Here is a 15,360-nt window from a genome sequence, read left to right as displayed (position 1 = left end):
AGCCGCGGAAGGCGGTTCAAGCGTAGTCGGTGCGTCCATTTCCGGGGTGTCTTGTCGCGCCGCTTTTGCAGCAGCGCTTCGAGTTCGTCGTCAGACAGCGTCGTGGGCAGCGGATAGCTGAGCCCGGCGCGCTGCATGCGCCAAACGTACAAAGCGTCGAGCGTGCCGCGGCTGCTCGGGTAAAACAACGAGGCAGGGTAGTTTCCGTCATCGCTTGCGCGACCGTTCAGCTATTTCAGGCCCGGTCCAGCGCCTTGATCGCAAGCGCAGCGCCAGCCGCGCGCGTCTCGACGTGCAGCTTACGGAACAGATGTTCGAGGTGCTTGTTCACCGTGCGCGGCGCCATGCCGAGAATATCGCCGATATCGCGATTCGTCTTGCCGCGAGAGACCCAGAGCAGCACTTCGGCCTCGCGCGCCGTCAAATTGAAGCGCGCCGCGAGTGCGCTGCTGTGCACAGTGTCATCGGTCTCCTTGAGGGTGAGGATCCACTCTCCAGGATCGGGAGCGGAGGTTGCGCTCGCAGAACGCCGCACGTGTCCTGCGGTGAATTCGAGGACGGCGCCGGTCGGACTCCCGCGCCCGAGCCAGTCCGCAAACCAGCCGCGCAACAGCGGCGGCAACATGGGGTGCGCAACCGCTTGCACGAGGTCATCGGCGTGGCTGGCCCGGTAGGCAGAAATTTGCCGTGCCGCTTGCGGACTCTGCCAGCGGATCGCGCCATCGGCGCCGACGATCAGCGCCGCCCGCGCATCGAGCGACAGTGCCGCGTGCGCATAGAGTTGCGCACGTGAGCGCTGCACGTGTGCGCCAATGCGCGCGCAAACCTCCTCAGGCCGCACGGGTTTCGTCACATAGTCGATGCCACCGACGCGAAACGCGCGCACCACATGCTCGCTTTCCGTCAGTGCCGTCATGAAGATCACGGGCAGATGTTCGTGGCGAACGTCCTGCTTCAGGTGGCTGCAGGTCTCGAAGCCATCCATGCCAGGCATCATCGCGTCGAGCAACACGACGTCGGGCGTCACGCGTGCGAGGCGCTTGAGCGCATCTTCGCCCGAGAGCGCGACCAGCACCGCGTAACCATGTGCCTGAAGCGTATCGGAGAGAAATGCGAGGTTGTCCGGCGTGTCGTCGACAATCAACACGACGGGACGCTCGCGCAGCCACTCGGGCGACGCATCGGTGGAGTTCATCGCGCGCGCGTCAGACGTCCGCGGCGCGAGACAGTCGGTCGAGTTCATGCTCAAGCTCCCTTAGCTGAAAGCGTTCCGCCAAAGCGCGCAAGACGTCGATCTGCTCCTTTAGCGCGGGCCATGCCGCGCGCGCGGAGTCGAGTTGTTCGACCACGCCTTGCAGGTAGCCGACTTCGAGATGTGCGCGCAGGCGTTCGAGCACCGCTTTCGGCCACGCGACGTCCAGTGACGCGTGCCTGACGGGCGGCGTGGCTTGCGCGGACGTGGAGGGCTCGGATGCGATCCAGTCGAGCACGAGTAACTGCGCGAGTTTGTCGAGCAACGAATTGATCTGGAGCGGCTTCACGAGATATCCGGCGCATCCGGTCGCGCTCGCGCGTTCCCGATCGTCGGCAAATGCATTAGCCGAAAGCAGCACGATCGGGGCGTTCGACAACTGGTTTTCGCGGATCAGCCGGCTTGCTTCGTAGCCGTCCATCAGCGGCATCGAGATGTCCATGATGATCACGTCGACGCTGTGTGTCGCCAGCCGGCGCAACGCGTCGGGGCCGCTCTCCGCCTCGGCGACGTCGAAGCCGAGCGGCGTCAGCAGTTGCACGACGATGCCGCGCTGATCCGCGAGATCGTCGACGACGAGAATCGCGCGCTTCGGCCCGGTATAGCCGCGGATCGCCGCGAGTTCAGTGCGCGCGTCGGCTGCGCTGTTCACTGCTGGCGCGAACAGTCGCACGATGAAGCGCGTGCCGCGCCCGACCTCGCTGTCCACTTCCAGACTGCCACCGAGTGCCTGCGTGAGAAGCCGGCAGATCGTGAGCCCCAGTCCCGCGCCGTGATCGTGCGCATGCGCCGCTTCGCCTCGCTCGAACGGCAGGAACAGGCGCTCCATCTCGGCCGGAGGAATTCCGGGGCCGGTGTCGACTACTTCGAACTTCAACGTGTCGAGCACGTGGCTCACACGCAGCGTCACAGTACCCGTGGACGTGAAGCGAATCGCGTTGCCGATCAGGTTGGTCAAAATCTGACCCATGCATTTCTGGTCGGTACGCACGGTGGCGGGCAGGCGGCCTACGGTCTGCACGTCGAAAGCGAGCGCTTTCTCGAGCGCCTGCGGGCGCAGCATTGAGGTGACGTGCGCGACGAAATCCACCAGCGACACGCGTGCGATGTTCAGTTCCAGCTTGCCCGCCTCGATACGCGCGACGTCGAGCAGGCCATCGACGAGCGCAAGCAGATGTTCGCCGCTGCGGTGAATCGTTCGCACGGCGCTGTAGCGCGTCGGCGAAAACTCCTCTTTCGCCTGCAAAAGCAACTGTGCATAGCCGAGAATGCTGTTCAGCGGTGTGCGCAACTCGTGGCTCAAACCGGACACGTAGCGGCTTTTCGCCTGATTCGCCGATTCGGCGGCGGCCGTCGCGCGCTTGAGCGCGGCGTCGGTTTTCTGGTGCGCGTCGATTTCCTGCATCAGCAATTCGTTTTGCCGTTGCGATTCTTCCTGCGTGACGCGGCGGCTTTCGCGCTCCAGCACGAACCACCACGCCGCTATGCAGCCGACGAGAGAAAGCGCGAAGAATATCTTCAGAAAACTGTGGCCGATCGCGCTGTCGATCGACGATCCGTCGACGGCGAGCGAAGTCACACTCTGTGACCAGATCAGATAGAGCACGCTCGCGAGCACCGCGAGTATCGCGCACATGAGGCTGGCATAGTGCATGAGACGCAGCGCGGCTGGACCGAGCCGCACGCGGGGAAAGACGCGATGTAGCGCGTGATCGGCTTGCGACGCGAAGCGTGCGTGCGGCTTGCAGCGATCGTGGCAGCGCGAATCGAGCGAACAGCACAGCGAGCAGATCGTGCCGCCGTAGGCAGGGCAGAAGGCTGTGTCTTCCGGTTCGAACGCGTTCTCGCAGATCGCGCAGCGAAGCGAAGTGGCGTTGCCCGTGGGTTGGGCGGCGCGCGCGATGTAGTAGCGTCCGCGCGTGACGATCGCGAGCACCGGAGCACAGGCGACTGCCATGCCGAACGCGATGAACGACGACATGGCTTGTGCCAGCAAGCCGAACATGCCGCTTCGCGCGAGCATCGCGGCGGCGGCGGCGATCAGCATCGCGCCTACGCCGACGGGATTCACGTCGTACAGGTGTGCGCGTTTGAATTCGATATGACGCGGGCTAAGCCCAAGCGGCTTGTTGATGACGAGATCGGCGAACAGTGCGCCGATCCACGCGATCGCGATGTTTGCGTAGAGCGACAGCACCCTGGCGATCGCCTCGAATACCCCCATTTCCACGAGCAGCAGCGCGATCATCACATTGAACACGAGCCACACCACCCGCCCCGGATGGCTATGCGTCAGACGGGCAAAAAAATTCGACCACGCGAGCGAGCCCGCGTACGCATTCGTCACGTTGATCTTCAACTGCGAAACGATCACGAACAGCGTCATCGCGGGCAGCGCCCAGCTCGCGAGCCCAAACGGATCGAGCAGCAAGTGATAGGCGACGAGGTACATCTGGGTGGGCTGCGTGGCCTCCGCCGGACTGACTTCGTACTGGATCGCGACGAAGGCGAGGAATGCGCCGCCGAGCATCTTGAGCGCGCCGGGCACGATCCAGCCTGGTCCCGCCGACAGCAGCGCGAGCCACCAGCGCGTGTGGTTCTTTGCAGTCAGGGGCGGCAGGAAGCGCAAGTAATCCACCTGCTCGCCGACCTGCACGATCAATGCAAACACCACGGTCGAGGCCTGCCCGAACGCGATCACGCTGAACGCGCGGCCTTGCGCAGCGAAGCCGGCAAAGGTCGTCCATTCGTGCACCAGACCCGGATGGTGCCACAGCACAGCCGCATAGGGCAGCGCGAACAGTACCAGCCACAGCGGCTGAGTCCAGCTTTGCAGCCGATTGATCAGCGTGATGCCGAACATCACGATCGGAATCACGACGAGCGAGCTCAGTACATAGGCGATCGCCAGCGAGATATGAAAATAGAGTTGCAACGCGAGCGACATGATGGCCGCTTCGAGCGCGAAGAAAATAAACGTGAAGACGGCATAGAGCAGCGACGTGAGCGTCGAGCCGATATAGCCGAAGCCCGCGCCGCGCGTAAGCAGATCCATGTCGACGCCATGGCGCGCGGCGTAAAAGCTGATCGGCAGACTGGTGAGCCAGATGAGCACCGATACGACCGCGATCGCCCAGACCGCGTTCGTAAAGCCATAGTTGACGACGAGACTGCCGCCGATCGCTTCGAGCACCAGAAAAGACACGGCGCCGATTGCCGTGTTGGCGACGCGCAGTTCCGACCAGCGTCGAAACGAACGCGGCGTGAAGCGCAACGCGTAATCCTCAAGCGTTTCGTCGCCGACCCACGCATTGTAGTCGCGCCGCACCTTGACGATGCGTTGGGTACTGGGCGTGCCCACTGACGGGTGACTCTGGGGCATGGAGATGATCTGGATTGGTGCGGAAACGATCGGATCGGTGTCTGATGCAAATTACATTCCAGTGCGACTGCGGGGAATACGTCAATCGACGTATTCCGGTTGCCAATTTGGCTTTCTACATTGCGTCCAACCTCGAACCAGCTCTCGCAAGAAGCGCAGGGCGACCGATAAGGAGAATGTGATGTCCGCAGACGATCGAATCGATGATGATGCTCGCACACCGTCGCCGTTGCGCCGGAAACTGATCGGCGGCCTCGCCGCCGCGCCGTTGATGGCGCTGGGGCTGCCACGTACTTCGTTTGCTCAAACGCCGCCCACCGCCAAGGTGAACACCACCGGACTGGCGGTGACCGATACCACGGTGACAGTCGGCCAGTTGCATTCGGCGACCGGCACGATGGCGATCTCCGAAACCGGTTCGATCCAGGCCGAACGCCTCGCGATCGAGCAGATCAACGCAATGGGCGGCGTGCTCGGGCGCAAGATCCAGATCATTCAGGAAGACGGCGCCTCCGACTGGCCGACCTTCGCGGAGAAGTCGAAGAAGCTGCTCGAGAACGACCACGTCGCGGCCGTGTTCGGCTGCTGGACCTCGGCCTCGCGCAAGGCAGTGCTGCCGGTGTTCGAGAAGGACAACGGCCTGCTCTATTACCCGACCTTCTACGAAGGCCTCGAACAGTCGAAGAACGTCTTCTACACGGGCCAGGAAGCGACCCAGCAGATTCTCTGGGCGCTCGACTGGGCATCGAACACGAAGAAGGCCAAAACGTTTTTCCTGATTGGTTCCGACTATATCTGGCCGCGTACGTCGAACAAGATCGCGCGCCGCCATATCGAGCAGCATCTGCACGCGAAGGTCGTCGGCGAGGAGTATTACCCGCTCGGCACGACCGAGTTTGCGTCGCTGATGAACAAGATCAAGATCGCGCGGCCGGACTGCATTTTCGCGAGCGTGGTGGGCGGCTCGAACGTTGCGTTCTACAAGCAGCTCAAGGCGGCCGGTATCACTCCGCAGAAGCAGTTCCTGCTGACGCTGTCGGTAACCGAGGACGAAGTGCTCGGCATCGGCGGCGATAACTTCGCGGGCTTCTATTCGTCGATGAAATACTTCGAGTCACTCGATAACGAGAACAACAAGAAGTTCGTCGCTGCGTTCAAGGCGCGCTACGGCCAGAAGTCCGTGATCGGCGACGTGACCCAGGCCGCGTATCTCGGCCCATGGATCTGGAAGGCCGCCTGCGAACGCGCGGGCAGCTTCGACGTGGACAAGGTGGTGGCGTCGTCGGCGGGCATCGACGTGGCCAATGCGCCGCAGGGCTATGCGAAGGTCGATGCGAATCACCACCTGTGGAGCCGCTCGCTGATCGGCCAGGGCCAGGCAGACGGCCAATTCAAGGTCGTCGCGCAGTCCGAGCAGCCGATCCAGCCGAATCCGTTCCCGAAGGGCTACATGTAATCCGTCAACCGCAGCTGCGCGGCGACGCAACGCGCCGCCGCGCGAGGAGCGCTCGATGTCCGCCACCGACATTTTCAACATCACGCTGATGCAGGGCTTCGCCGGTCTGAGCCTGTTCAGCGTTCTGCTCCTGATGGGGCTTGGGCTCGCCGTGATCTTCGGCCAGATGGGCGTGATCAACATGGCGCACGGTGAATTCATGACGATCGGCGCTTATACCGTCTACATGTTTTCGTGGTTCTCGCAGAACGTCTGGCACGCGTTCACGCCGGTGTACTTTTTCTTCGCGATCGTCGCGGCATTCGGCCTTGCGTTCGCGGCGGGCTGGCTCGCCGAATGGGCATTGATCCGCCATCTATACCGCCGTCCGCTCGACACGCTGCTCGCTACCTGGGGTCTGAGTCTCGGCATGCAGCAAGTGTTTCGCTCGACGTTCGGGCCGAAGGAAGTGAGTCCTGCGCTGCCCGACTGGCTGATGGGCTCCTGGGAGCCAGCGCCAGGCCTGGATATTCCAGTCAGCGGCATGTTCGTGATGGGACTCGCGCTGGTCATGACAGGTGGACTGCTGCTCGCGCTCTACCGCTCGCGCTGGGGCCTGCGCGTGCGTGCCACGGTTGCCAACCGGCCCATGGCCAACGCTGCCGGCATCAACACGCGGCGCACTGACCGGATGACCTTCGCGATCGGCTGCGGTATTGCGGGGGTGGCGGGCGCGGCGTTCACGGCGATCGGCTCGACCGGACCCACCAGCGGTTCTCTCTATATCGTCGATTCGTTTCTTGTCGTCACCTTTGGCGGCGCGGCGAGCCTGCTCGGCACCGTGGCCTCGGCGTTCGGCATCGCGCAGATGCAGTCGATCAGCGAGTTTTTCCTGTCGGGTTCGATTGCACGTGTTCTTACGCTGCTGACGGTCGTCGTGATCCTGATGCTGCGTCCGCAGGGACTCTTTGCGTCGAAGGTGCGGCGCGTGTGAGTGCGGGGCGCCGTGCACGGCTCATTCACTGATTAATTCGTATGGAGATGGACATGGAACCCATCCAAGCCGTGGCGGGGAGCGTTTCCCCGCGATCCGGTCCCAGCGCGCCGGGAGGCTGGCGCGCGCTCGCGATGCGGCTCGACGCGTCGGGTTACGTGGGCATCGCGATACTCGCGGTGCTGATCGTTGTCGTGTTTCCGCTTGTGCTGGATACGTTTCGCTTGAACCTGATGGGCAAGTACCTCACCTACGCTTTCGTGGCGATTGGCCTCGTGATCGCGTGGGGCTACGGCGGCGTGCTCAGCCTCGGACAAGGCGTGTTCTTCGGCCTCGGCGGTTATGCGATGGCGATGTTCCTCAAGCTTGAGGCGTCCGACCCGGCCGCCACCCACACGCAGACCACGCCCGGCATTCCCGACTTCATGGACTGGAATCAGCTCACCGCGCTGCCTACGTGGTGGAGGCCGTTTCATTCTCTACCGTTCTCGATCCTCGCCGTGCTCGTGGTGCCTACGGCTCTCGCGTTCGTCGTCGGTTACGCGATGTTCAAGCGGCGGGTGGGCGGCGTGTACTTCGCGATCATCACGCAGGCGGTCGCCTTGATTCTTTCGGTGCTGATCATCGGCCAGCAAGGATATACGGGCGGCGTGAACGGGATCACCGATCTGCGCACGCTGCTCGGCTGGGACATCCGCACCGACCACGCGAAGCTGGTTCTTTATTTCGTCAATGCGGTGCTGCTGATCGGCGCGCTGCTCGCCTGTCGCTGGGTCCAGCGCAGCAAGCTCGGCACGCTGCTGCTCGCGATGCGCGACAAGGAGGACCGCGTGCGCTTCTCCGGTTACGACGTCGCGATGTTCAAGGTGTTCGCGTTCTGCCTCGCGGCGCTGCTCGCGGCTGTCGGTGGGGCAATGTTCACGTTGCAGGTGGGTTTCATGTCACCGTCGTTCGTCGGCATCGTGCCGTCGATCGAGATGGTGATCTATGCCGCAGTCGGCGGGCGCATGTCACTGGTGGGGGCGGTGTATGGCGCGATTCTCGTCAACCTCGGCAAAAGCTGGTTCTCGGAGAGCCTGCCTAATCTCTGGCTCTATCTGATGGCGGCGATGTTCATCGGCGTGGTGATGGCCTTTCCGAACGGGCTCGCGGGTCTCTACGAAGAGCATGCCCGGCCGCGTATCCGCCGGTGGCTCGGCGCAGCGAACAAGGAGATCTGACGCATGAGCAACACTGACTTTCTGCTTGCGATTGAAGATCTGAGCGTGTCGTTCGACGGTTTCAAGGCGATCGATTCGTTGAACCTCTATCTCGAGCGCGGCGAATTGCGCGTCGTGATCGGCCCGAACGGTGCGGGCAAAACGACGCTGCTCGATCTGATTTGCGGCAAGACCAGGGAAACCGCCGGCAGCATCAAGTTCCGCAACGAGGAAATCACGAATCTCGCCGAGTTCCGGCGGGTGCGCAAGGGCATCGGCCGCAAGTTCCAGACGCCGTCGATCTACGAAAACCTGAGCGTCGCGCAAAACCTCGAAGTGTCGTTTCCGCGCGGACGCAGCGTGTTCGGCGCGCTCGCCTATCGCGAGGATGCCGAAGTGGCCGACCGGGTGCGTGCGGTAGCCGATGAGATCGGTCTTGCCGCTTCGCTCGATCTCGAAGCCGGGCTGCTGTCGCACGGCCAGAAGCAGTGGCTGGAAATCGGCATGTTACTGATGCAGGACCCCGAACTTCTGATGCTGGACGAACCGATTGCAGGCATGAGCGCGCGCGAACGGGAAGTCACAGCGGAACTGCTCGATCACATTTGCCGCAATCGCTCGATGATCGTGATCGAGCACGACATGGCCTTCGTCGAGCGGATCGCGCACAAGGTCACGGTCATGCATCAAGGCAAGATCCTCGCGGAAGGGCCGATGGCGCAGGTGCAATCCGATCCTCGCGTGATCGATGTCTATCTCGGCCACTGAATTTACACGGAGAACACATCATGCTGGAAGTCGACGATCTCGTGGTCAGCTACGGCCAGAGCGAGGTGCTGCACGGCATCGGATTTTCCGTGGCGAACGGCGAAAGCGTCGCGGTGATGGGCCGCAACGGCATGGGCAAGACGACGCTTTTCAAGGCGCTCATCGGCATGCTGCCCGCCAATCGCGGCACGGTGCGGGTGGGCGGCGCCGACGTGTCCAAAGACGAGAGCTACCGGCGCGTGGCGAAAGGGATCGGCTACGTGCCGCAAGGCCGGCAGATCTTCGCGTCGCTGAGCGTCGAGGAGAACATCCGGACGGGCCTCGAAAACGCGCGCAGCCAGCTCGTGCCCGACGATCTCTACGCGCTCTTTCCCGTGCTGTTCGACATGCGACGGCGCAAGGGCGGCAACCTCTCGGGCGGCCAGCAACAGCAGCTCGCGATTGCGCGCGCGCTCGCGACCGATCCGAAGGTGTTGCTGCTCGACGAGCCTACCGAGGGCATTCAGCCGTCCGTCATCAAGGACATCGCGAAGGCGCTCAATCAGATTCGCACGACCCGCAACATCGCCATCGTGGTGTCCGAGCAGGTGTTGAGCTTCGCGCTCGACGTCGCCGACCGGCTCTTCGTGATCGAAGGCGGCCGCTTCGTACATCAAAGCACCCGCGATGCAGGCGACACCGACCGCATCCGCGAATACCTCTCGGTATGAGTGCGGCGCACCGAACCGCATTTACCGACCCTCGAACCACGGAGCGAACGCAATGCCCGAAACTCTCATCAAGGTGGATCTGAACCAGCCGGCCTACGAAAACACGCAGGTGCACAACCGCTGGCACCCGGATATTCCGATGGCTTGCTGGGTCAAGCCCGGCGACGACTTCATCCTCGAAACCTACGACTGGACCGGCGGCTTCATCAAGAACGATGACAGCGCCGACGACGTGCGCGACATCGATCTGTCGATCGTCCATTTTCTGTCCGGCCCGGTCGGCGTGCATGGCGCGGAACCCGGCGATCTGCTGGTCGTGGACCTGCTCGACATCGGTGCGAAGTCCGAGAGCCAGTGGGGCTTCAACGGATTTTTCTCGAAGACCAATGGCGGCGGTTTTCTCACCGACCATTTTCCCGCCGCGCAGAAGTCGATCTGGGATTTTCACGGCGTCTACACGAACTCGCGCCACATTCCAGGCGTGAATTTCGCGGGTCTGATTCACCCCGGCCTGATCGGATGCCTGCCTGATCCGAAACTGCTGGAAACCTGGAACGCACGCGAAACCGGCCTGATCGCGACCGCGCCGGAGCGCGTGCCGCCGCTGGCGAATCCGCCGTTCGCAGCGACCGCGCATATGGGGCAACTCACGGGCGACGCGCGTGACAAGGCGGCGGCGCAAGGGGCGCGCACCGTGCCGCCGCGTGAGCACGGCGGTAATTGCGACATCAAGGATCTGTCGCGCGGCTCGAAGGTGTTCTTCCCCGTCTACGTGGATGGCGCAGGACTTTCCGTCGGCGATCTGCACTTCAGCCAGGGCGACGGCGAGATCTCGTTTTGCGGCGCGATCGAAATGGCGGGCTGGGTACACATGCGCGTGAATCTGATCAAGGGTGGCATGGCGAAATACGGAATTCGCAATCCGGTATTCCAGCCGAGTCCTATCACGCCGAATTACAACGACTACCTCATTTTCGAAGGCATTTCGGTCGACGAGCAGGGCGCTCAACATTATCTCGACGTGACGGTCGCGTATCGGCAGGCTTGTCTGAACGCGATCGAGTATCTGAAGAAGTTCGGCTATTCGGGCGCGCAGGCGTATTCGTTGCTCGGTTGTGCGCCGGTGCAGGGGCATATCAGCGGCGTGGTCGATATTCCCAATGCGTGCGCGACCTTGTGGCTGCCGACACAGATTTTCGACTTCGACATTCGCCCGAATGCCGATGGGCCCATCCAGCACATCAAGGGCGGTGTGGATTTGCCATGCTCGCCGGATCTGGCGAACGTCTGAGCCAACGCTACCAGGAGAGCTTGTCATGCCGATCTACGACTTCGAATGCGTGAGTTGCGGTCCCTTTTCCGTCATGCGGCGCATGGCGGACCGCGAAAAGCCTTGTCGCTGTCCCGAGTGCGGAGGGGAGAGCGGCCGGGTGATCAGCGCGCCGTCGCTAGCCTTGATGGCGAATACACGGCGCTCCGCGCACGCAACGAACGAGCGCGCGCAGCACGCGCCGCGCCAGTCCGGTGACGGGGCGCCGTTGCGTCATCGGGCAGGATGCAGTTGCTGCTCGGGTGGCGGCGCGAAGCTCGCGGGATCGGCTTCGGACGGACTCAAACGGCCGGCAGGACGACCATGGATGATCAGCCACTAGTGAGTGTGTGCTGAAGCGGAGCGGGCGGCCCGAAGTCCGCCTGCGATCTGAGGGACTTAAGGAGGATATGTCATGCGACATGGCGATATTTCGAGCAGCAACGATTGCGTGGGCGTCGCGGTGGTCAACTACAAGATGCCGCGTCTGCATACGAAGGCGGAGGTGCTCGACAACGCGCGCCGCATCGCCGGCATGGTGGTCGGCATGAAGCAGGGATTGCCTGGCATGGATCTCGTCGTGTTTCCCGAGTATTCGACGCACGGCATCATGTACGACCGGCAGGAGATGTTCGATACGGCGTCGACGGTGCCGGGCGAGGAGACGGAAATATTTGCGGCGGCGTGCCGCCAGGCCAACGTCTGGGGGGTGTTCTCGATCACGGGAGAGCGTCACGAAGAACATCCGCGTAAGGTGCCGTACAACACGCTTGTGCTGATCGACAATCGCGGCGAGATCGTGCAGAAGTATCGCAAGATCATGCCTTGGACGCCGATCGAAGGCTGGTATCCGGGCGATCGTACCTACGTGACGGATGGGCCGAAGGGTCTGAAGATCAGCCTGATCATCTGCGATGACGGCAACTATCCCGAGATCTGGCGCGACTGCGCGATGAACGGCGCGGAATTGATCGTGCGCTGCCAGGGCTACATGTATCCGGCCAAGGAGCAGCAGGTGATGGTGGCTAAGGCAATGGCGTGGATGAATAACACTTACGTCGCCGTGGCGAATGCCACGGGCTGGGACGGCGTGTATTCGTACTTTGGCCACTCGGCGATCGTGGGTTTCGACGGGCGCACGCTCGGCGAGTGCGGCGAGGAGGAGATGGGCGTGCAGTACGCGGAACTCTCGCTGAGCATGATCCGCGACGCGCGGCGCACGATGCAGTCGCAGAACCATCTATACAAACTTCTGCACCGCGGGTACACGGGCACGATCAATTCGGGCGACGGCGCGAACGGCGTGGCGGCCTGTCCGTTTGGGTTCTATCGCGACTGGATTGAAGACCCCGACGGCACGCGCCGCCGCGTCGAAGCACTCACGCGCCCGACGCCAGGGACGCCGGAGTGCCCGATTGAAGGGATTCCGAACGGGGCGTGAGGATTGGTTCGCCGGGCGTTGTCACGTTCGCGCGCTGGTCAGCTATGACGACGTGATGAAAAAGACGAAATCGTTCTACCATGGCCATCGATTCCCGGCGTCAGTCATCAGCCACGCGGTTCGCAGCTACCCGGCCGCGAAAACAGAGATCCCTGAGCTGGCGAATGTGAAGCACGTGTTCGTCAAGGCCTGCGCGCGCGTGAACAACCGCGCTGAAAACAGCCATCAACCCACGCGTGAACGCGAGCGCCGGATGCGAGGGTTTCGCTTGCCCGAACGCACGCGGTCATCTGCTGAGCGCCTCGCTCTATCGCAAACAGCTCGCCGCGCGATTTGACGCGTGGCGTCTCTTCACCGGCATTGCCCAAGCTCCGTCCACCGTGTTCTGAGATACGACTGTCCTTGCCGATATCTCGTCATGGAGTCAGCAACGTGACAGCGCATTGAGCAGCACTCAGGTGAAATCTTAAGAAACCGCCGCCTCGCGCAAAAGACGTCGCGCGAGAACTGCTGGTCGCCTATTGGTTGCGTTTTTTACATCGCAGCTCTGCGCATTTATTTTGTCACTGTTTTCTCATTGACGGGATGGCGGGCGGAGAGACGCGCGTGCTGGTTTCCGGCGATCTTCGCACACAGTGTTTTTTTGCAGCTGCAATTGGTGCGGAAGCGCACATACCGGTTGCCGCGCCTCCATGAATCATGCTCCGCATATCGAGTCGCGTAAATGCTTTCAATTTAAAAATTAAAGAATATAAAAATGAAAGGAAACGCAATGAGGCGATATTTCCACGTAAGAAAAAGGAAAACAAAATGAAGGCGATACTCCCGGGGCTGGACATCCTGCGGTTCCTGCTGGCCTGCTATCTGGTCGTCTTCCACACGCTCGTCATTTACCCCGAGGCGAGGGCGATGCCAATGGCCGACTTCTTCAAATTCGGCGGCTGCGCGACGAGTATCTTCTTTATTCTGTCAGGATTCATTCTATCGCACGTTTCGGTGGAAAAGAAAACTGGTGAAGCGATGAAGGTTTCGGCATCGAAGTTTTTTATCAACCGTTTTAGCAATATTTATCCCATTCACATCGTTACGCTAGCGCTGAGCGTTGCATTAATGGCTGTGAATTCCCATCCCTTCGACACCGAACTGAGCAACCTCGATTCAGCAACGCCGATTGTGCACACCATGAGCGGTGTGGAAGTGGCGGTCAATGCGGTTTTACAGATCCTGTTATTGCAGGCTTGGAATCCCTTTTATCTGTCATTCAACATTCCGTCGTGGTCGTTGTCGACGCTGTTTTTTTTCTATTTATTGTTTCCGGCGCTCGCGCCACGCCTGCTGTCGATGCGGTGGAAGTCCACGATGCTGATGGCGATGTGGGGCGCCAGCCTGTTGCCGGCCGTGATCGTCGTTGCAGGCGGCTGGTATCAGGTGTGGCCGATCGGTGTGTTGCATACCAATCCGCTGGTGCGGCTTCCGGAGTTTCTGGCGGGCATTCTCGCTTACGGGATATTCGAGGCGAACGTTGAAAGCATTACCGGCATGATCGCGAGTTGCCGGTGGATCATATTCGCTGCTACGGGGGCACTTTTCATCGGCGCCACTTTTCTGTTTACGGCGGGAATGCGTTCGTGGGAAGTACTTCTTCACAACGGCGCACTCTTGCCCGCGCAAGTCGCGGTGATTTTTGTTTGCGCGAGCGTACTGCAAAACGCGTCGCCGCGCGTGGCCGCCTGGACGAGACGGCTCGGCAACGCCTCGTTGTCGATCTTCGCGCTGCAATACCCGCTATTTATCGGCTTTCTCAAAGTGCAGAAGCTGCTTGGCATTCCGTATTCGCTGTTGTCATGCGTGCATCGACCGCATGTTTGCCGGGAGGCGGCAAGCCAGGTGCCCGTGCATTTTTCCGCCTATCCGGTCTATCTGATCCTGGTGCTGGTGGCGTCGGTGCTGTTTCAGGAGCGGGTCGTGGTGCCGCTCAGGACCAGGCTGCGCCGCGTGCTGAAGAGCCGCTGGGACGCAGCCCGGCCCGCGCCGCTGCCTGCGACGTCGGTGCCGACGACACACTGAGACGCGCTGCCGGCCAGGTGCAGGCGTTTGCGCATCCCGGTCCCGCACTCGTCGATGTGCTCACATCGAAGCATGAGCTTGCCATGCCTGCGAAGGTGGAACTTGCCCATGCGAAGGGATTCAGCCTTTATATGCTGCGTGCGATATTGAACGGACGCGGCGACGAGATCGTCGAGCTGGCTCGCACCGAGCTCAGATGAAAACAGGCGCGAGCCCGATTGCCGACGGCTCGGGCCCGCGTCCGTAATCCTCGTCAACGTGTTCGCCTCAGCGCGCCAGCAACGAAACCGTCGCGATGCCGAGCATCGTCATGATCAGCGAAGTGCTCAGGTGAATCGCCACTTCGCCCGCCGCCCAGCCGAACCGGCCGTCCTGCAGACGCTGCACGACCTCCGCGGAGAACGTCGAGAACGTCGACAGCCCGCCCATCAGACCGGTGATGACGAACAGCCGCCATTCCGGCGTGAGCTGGGGCACACGCGCGAAGCCCGCGACCGCCACGCCGATGAGGTAGCCGGCGATCACGTTGGCGGCGAGCGTGCCGAGTGGCAGATCGCTAAAGACCGGGTTAAGTCGAAAGCCGAGGAACCAGCGAAACAGAGAGCCGAGTGCGCCGCCAATCGCGACAGCGAGAAAAGACCAATACATGGAAGAGGATCGAAACCGGAATGTCGACAGACCGGTCGATGCGGGCGAGTTGATGCCGCGTCCGCATAACCGGGCGTAGCAGGCATCATCAGCCCCAAGGGCGGTTAATGGAGAATGCCATCTCCAGCCGCGGAGTCTAACATCGGCGCGCGCAT

The 15,360-nt window shown here is 61.9% G+C and carries 12 protein-coding genes, 2 pseudogenes and 1 riboswitch; of the genes and pseudogenes, 11 read left to right on the top strand and 3 right to left on the bottom strand.

The genetic code is table 11. The features are described 5' to 3' along the window. Positions 1-235: 235 nt before the first annotated feature. The gene (locus tag HDG37_RS03110; RefSeq protein ID WP_311540956.1) at positions 236-1,195 is read right to left on the bottom strand and encodes a response regulator transcription factor; all 960 of its coding nucleotides are present in this window, start codon (positions 1,193-1,195) and stop codon (positions 236-238) included. Positions 1,196-1,205: 10 nt separating this feature from the next. Continuing rightward, positions 1,206-4,634 carry an ATP-binding protein gene (locus HDG37_RS03105; RefSeq protein ID WP_184044173.1) on the bottom strand — a complete coding sequence of 1,143 codons (3,429 nt, stop codon included), beginning with the start codon at positions 4,632-4,634 and terminating at the stop codon, positions 1,206-1,208. Positions 4,635-4,815: 181 nt separating this feature from the next. Here HDG37_RS03105 and urtA point away from each other — a divergent pair, with 181 nt between their 5' ends. From urtA to HDG37_RS03050, 11 genes and pseudogenes are all read left to right on the top strand, one after another. Further along, a complete protein-coding gene (gene urtA, locus HDG37_RS03100) occupies positions 4,816-6,090 on the top strand; it encodes an urea ABC transporter substrate-binding protein (protein WP_184044171.1) in 1,275 nt (424 codons plus the stop codon). A 55-nt stretch (positions 6,091-6,145) separates the two neighbouring features. Beyond that, positions 6,146-7,063, top strand: coding sequence for an urea ABC transporter permease subunit UrtB (gene urtB / locus HDG37_RS03095; protein WP_090804070.1), 918 nt, complete (start codon positions 6,146-6,148; stop codon positions 7,061-7,063). A 53-nt stretch (positions 7,064-7,116) separates the two neighbouring features. Beyond that, a complete protein-coding gene (gene urtC / locus HDG37_RS03090; protein WP_184039859.1) occupies positions 7,117-8,283 on the top strand; it encodes an urea ABC transporter permease subunit UrtC in 1,167 nt (388 codons plus the stop codon). A 3-nt stretch (positions 8,284-8,286) separates the two neighbouring features. Then, a complete protein-coding gene (gene urtD / locus HDG37_RS03085) occupies positions 8,287-9,030 on the top strand; it encodes an urea ABC transporter ATP-binding protein UrtD (RefSeq protein WP_090804072.1) in 744 nt (247 codons plus the stop codon). A 20-nt stretch (positions 9,031-9,050) separates the two neighbouring features. Then, positions 9,051-9,740, top strand: a complete 690-nt coding sequence (gene urtE / locus HDG37_RS03080) for an urea ABC transporter ATP-binding subunit UrtE (protein WP_184044169.1) — start codon at positions 9,051-9,053, stop codon at positions 9,738-9,740. 52 nt (positions 9,741-9,792) lie between these two features. Further along, complete coding sequence (gene fmdA, locus HDG37_RS03075) at positions 9,793-11,031, top strand: formamidase (protein ID WP_184044167.1); 1,239 nt, start codon at positions 9,793-9,795, stop codon at positions 11,029-11,031. Positions 11,032-11,056: 25 nt separating this feature from the next. Continuing rightward, complete coding sequence (locus tag HDG37_RS03070; protein ID WP_184044165.1) at positions 11,057-11,392, top strand: FmdB family zinc ribbon protein; 336 nt, start codon at positions 11,057-11,059, stop codon at positions 11,390-11,392. Between the two features lie 72 nt (positions 11,393-11,464). Beyond that, complete coding sequence (locus tag HDG37_RS03065) at positions 11,465-12,490, top strand: aliphatic amidase (RefSeq protein ID WP_090804078.1); 1,026 nt, start codon at positions 11,465-11,467, stop codon at positions 12,488-12,490. A gap of 94 nt (positions 12,491-12,584) precedes the next feature. Continuing rightward, positions 12,585-12,879 (top strand): annotated as a pseudogene (locus tag HDG37_RS03060) (IS6 family transposase); the annotation flags it as partial. 421 nt (positions 12,880-13,300) lie between these two features. Further along, positions 13,301-14,557, top strand: a complete 1,257-nt coding sequence (locus HDG37_RS03055; protein ID WP_184044163.1) for an acyltransferase — start codon at positions 13,301-13,303, stop codon at positions 14,555-14,557. A 23-nt stretch (positions 14,558-14,580) separates the two neighbouring features. Then, a pseudogene (locus HDG37_RS03050) lies at positions 14,581-14,757 on the top strand (ubiquinone-dependent pyruvate dehydrogenase); the annotation flags it as partial. A 67-nt stretch (positions 14,758-14,824) separates the two neighbouring features. On the opposite strand, the gene crcB reads toward HDG37_RS03050, so the two are convergent. Next, entirely contained in the window at positions 14,825-15,205 is a 381-nt protein-coding gene (gene crcB, locus HDG37_RS03045) for a fluoride efflux transporter CrcB (protein ID WP_184044161.1), read from the bottom strand. Positions 15,206-15,277: 72 nt separating this feature from the next. Continuing rightward, a riboswitch (Fluoride riboswitch) is annotated at positions 15,278-15,339 on the bottom strand. Positions 15,340-15,360 lie beyond the last annotated feature (21 nt).

It is taken from the genome of Paraburkholderia sp. MM5384-R2 (genome assembly GCF_014201025.1).
Classification (GTDB): Bacteria; Pseudomonadota; Gammaproteobacteria; order Burkholderiales; family Burkholderiaceae; genus Paraburkholderia; species Paraburkholderia tuberum.
The sequence above is the reverse complement of the archived record's forward strand: the minus strand, read 5'-3'. Positions and strand labels throughout refer to the sequence as shown.